The 3795-nt window shown below is 70.9% G+C and carries 3 protein-coding genes; all 3 read right to left on the reverse strand.

Annotated features, from left to right (window positions below):
• On the reverse strand, positions 1-842 hold an 842-nt coding region (locus G6027_RS07370), incomplete at its 3' end, for a serine/threonine-protein kinase (RefSeq protein WP_182636612.1).
• Positions 839-2311, reverse strand: coding sequence for a penicillin-binding transpeptidase domain-containing protein (locus G6027_RS07375; RefSeq protein ID WP_182636613.1), 1473 nt, complete (start codon positions 2309-2311; stop codon positions 839-841). The genes G6027_RS07370 and G6027_RS07375, both read right to left, overlap by 4 nt.
• A 7-nt stretch (positions 2312-2318) precedes the next feature.
• Positions 2319-3767 carry an FtsW/RodA/SpoVE family cell cycle protein gene (locus G6027_RS07380; protein ID WP_182636614.1) on the reverse strand — a complete coding sequence of 483 codons (1449 nt, stop codon included), beginning with the start codon at positions 3765-3767 and terminating at the stop codon, positions 2319-2321.
• Positions 3768-3795 lie beyond the last annotated feature (28 nt).

Consider the following 3795-nt stretch of genomic DNA (forward strand, 5'->3'; position numbering starts at 1 on the left):
GGATCACGCCCGGCGCGCACGTCGGCCACCGCCTCGGCGAAGGCCTCGCCGTCGGGGTACCGACGACCCGGATCCTTGACCATGGCGTCGGCGAGGAGCCTGCGCACCGGCGGCGGCACCGAGTCGGGCAACGGGGGCGGCGTCTCCCGGACGTGCATCATCGCCACGCTCACCGGCGAGTCGGCCACGAACGGCCTGCGCCCGGACACGCACTCGTACCCCACCACGCCGAGCGAGTAGACGTCACCGGCAGGCGTGGTCTCGTGGCCCATGGCCTGCTCGGGGGCGATGTACTGGGCGGTGCCCACGACCATCCCGGCCTGGGTGACCGCCGCGGACCCCATCGACTTGGCGATGCCGAAGTCGGTGAGCTTGACCTGCCCGGAGGGCGTGATGAGGATGTTGCCCGGCTTGACGTCCCGGTGCACCAACCCGATCGCGTGTGCGGCGTTGAGCGCGCGACCGGTCTGCTCCAGCATGTCGAGGGTGTGGCGCAGCGGGAGCGACCCCTCGCGGGACAGGACGTCGGAGAGCGGCTCGCCCACCACCAGCTCCATGACCAGGTAGGACAGTGGACTGCCCGAGGCCGGGTCGTCGATCTGCCCGTAGTCGTAGACCGTCGCGATCCCCGGGTGCGAGATCCGCGCCGTCACCTTGGCCTCGGACCGGAACCGCTCCACGAACTCCTGGTCGGAGGAGAACTCGGCCTTGAGCACCTTGACCGCCACGTGCCGGTCCAACACCGCGTCGGCGGCCTCCCAGACCTGCCCCATCCCGCCCGTGGCGATCAGGCGCAACAGGCGGTACCGGCCGGACAGGAGCGCTCCGGAGTTGAGGCTCATCCCGCGCCCCCGAGGAGGGCACCGAGGACCTCGCGGCCGATGGGGGCGGCGTAGGTGGAACCCACCGTGTCGCGGGTGATGCCCGGCCCGGACTCGATCGCCACGGCCACGGCCACGTCCTGGCCGGGGACGAACGCGATGTACCAGGTGTAGGGGACGGACTCCGCGGCGTCCACGCCGTGCTCCGCGGTACCGGTCTTGGAGGCGATGGTCACCCCGGGCAGGCCGCCCCCGGCGTTGCGCTCGGCGCCCTCCATGAGCTCGGTGAGGGTGCCGGCCTGCTCGTCGGTGAGGGCGCGCCCGGCGTCCTCGGGGGTGAACCCCTGCACCACGGAGAGGTCCGGCGCCGTGAGTGAACGGATCAGCTGCGGCTGCATGCGCACCCCTCCGTTGGAGACGGTGGCGGCCACCATGGCGTTCTGCAGGGTGGTCATGCGGACATCGCTCTGGCCGATCGAGCTCATGGCGAGCTGTGCGGCGTCCTCCATCTGGCCGAGCCCGGACGGTGCCGCGGGGATCCCGAGCTCGTCCGGCTCACCACCGTCGACACCGAAGCGCTCCGCCATCTCGGTGAACGCGTCGGCACCGACCTCCTGGCTGAGCTCCACGAACGGCACGTTGCAGGAGAGTTCGAACGCGGTGCGGAGGGTGACGGTGCCGCCTCCGCAGGTCTGGCCGGCGTAGTTCTGCAGGAACGTGGAGGTCCCGGGCAGCAGGGTGCGGTCCGCGCCGGACACCGGGGTCTCGGGGCCCATCCCGGACTCGAGTGCGGCGGCCGTGGTGATGACCTTCATGGTCGAACCGGGCGGCAGCGACTGCTGGGTGGCGTGGTTGAGCAGCGGCCGGTCGGGGCTCTGCTCGATCCGTCCCATCTCCTGCGTTCGGACGGTCTGCTCCTGGCTGGACAGGGCGTTCGGATCGAAGGACGGAGTGGAGGCCAGCGCCAGCACCTCCCCGGTGGAGGGCCGGACCGCCGCCACCGAGCCCACGAACGGTCCCTGGCCCGCGCCCCGCTGCAGCGCTGCGTAGGCGACCTCCTGGGCGGCGGGGTCGAGGGTGAGCTCCACCGAACCGCCCTGGGGGGTGCGCCCGGAGATGAGCCCGGTGATGCGTTGGGAGAGCAGCCGCGGGTCGGAACCGTTGAGGAACGCGTCCTGGGACTGTTCGATCCCCGAGGTGGCGAACTGCAGGGAGTAGTACCCGACCGTCGGGCCGAACGCGGTCGGGCCGGTGGGGTAGGTGCGCTCGAACTCGTACCTGCCCTCCGAGGGCACCGACATGGCCAGCACCCGACCGCCGGCGGTGATCTGCCCGCGCTGGCGGGAGTACTCGTCGAGCAACATCCGGGTGTTGCGGGGGTCGGCGCGCAGTTCGTCGGCGCGGAAGACCTGGACCCAGGTGAGCTGGAGGAGCAGCGCCACCACCATGACGATGGCGGCGATCGCGACCCTGCGGATGGCGGCGTTCACTCGGCGCTCACCCGGACTTCCGGACGCGGGACAGCAGGGGGGTCCGCATCATGCCCGTGGCGGCGTCGGCGAGCGCGGGTGCCTGCCGCGGGGTGGGCAACGGTCGTCGGGCGTCGTTCGACAACCGGAGCAGGATGGCCAACAGGGCGTAGTTGGCGAGGAGGCTCGACCCGCCGTAGGCCATGAACGGCAGGGTGAGCCCGGTGAGCGGGATGAGGGTGGAGACCCCGCCGACCACCACGAACACCTGGATGGCCACGGTGAAGGCCAGGCCGACGGCGACGAGCTTGCCGAAGCTGTCCCTGATGGTCAGCCCCACCCGGATCCCGCGCAGGACGATGATCGCGTAGATCATCAGCACGGCGGCGAGGCCGATCAGGCCCAGCTCCTCGCCGATCGTGGACGTGATGAAGTCGGTGCCCGCAAACGGCACCTGGTCCGGCCGCCCGTTGCCGAGTCCGGTGCCGCCCATGCCGCCGGAGGCGAGCCCGAACAGGGCCTGCGAACTCTGGTAACCGCCGGTGTCGAAGTAGGCGAAGGGGTCCTGCCAGATCTGGAACCGCACCCGGACGTGCCCGAAGAGGGCGTAGGCCAGCACGCCACCGATGCCCACCAGCACCACGCCGATGAGCAACCAGCTGACCCGCTCGGTGGCCACGTAGAGCATGGTCAGCACGGTGGCGAAGAGCAGGAGCGCCATGCCGAGGTCCGTGTTGAACACCAGCACGCCCAGGGACAGGAACCACGCCACGATGATCGGCCCGAGGTCACGCCCGCGGGGCAGGTCCACGCCGAGGATCCGCCGGCCGGCGCTGGTGAACAGCTCCCGCTTCTCGACCAGGATCGAGGCGAAGAAGATGATGAGCAGGATCTTGGCGAACTCGCCGGGCTGGATGGTGAAGCCGGGCAGGATGATCCAGTTCTTGGCGCCGTTGATCTCGGAGAAGCGGGCGGGCAGCACAGCCGGGATCGCCAGCAACACCAGGCCGGCGAATCCCATGGTGTAGCCGTACCGGGACAGCACCCGGTGGTCCCGGAGGAAATACAACACGGCCGCCATGAAGGCCAACCCGATCAGTGTCCACAGCAGCTGCCGGGTGACGTCCATCCCCGGCGGGTCGGTGCCGTTGGCCACGGCGCGCGCCGCATACGCCAGGTCGAGGCGGTAGATCAGGACCAGGCCCAGCCCGTTGAGCAGGGCGACGGCCGGGAGCAGCACCGGGTCCGAGAAGGGCGCCAACCACCGGATCACCAGATGGGCCCCGCCGCACAGGCCCAGGTAGGCGAGCGTGAGCCAGAGAAGTGTGAGGCTGAGCTCCTGCTCCTGGGCCAACTGGACCAGGAGCAACGCGAAACCGACGATCACCGACGCGGCGACCAGTAGGACGAGCTCCTTGCCGCGGCGGGGCGGGGCCGGAGCCGCCTGCGTTCCGGGTGCGGGTGCGGGGGCGGCCACCGGTCAGCTCACCGCCCGGCAGTCGACT

Origin of the sequence: Dietzia sp. SLG310A2-38A2 (assembly GCF_014145095.1) — a bacterium.
In the GTDB taxonomy this organism is placed as follows: Bacteria; Actinomycetota; Actinomycetes; order Mycobacteriales; family Mycobacteriaceae; genus Dietzia.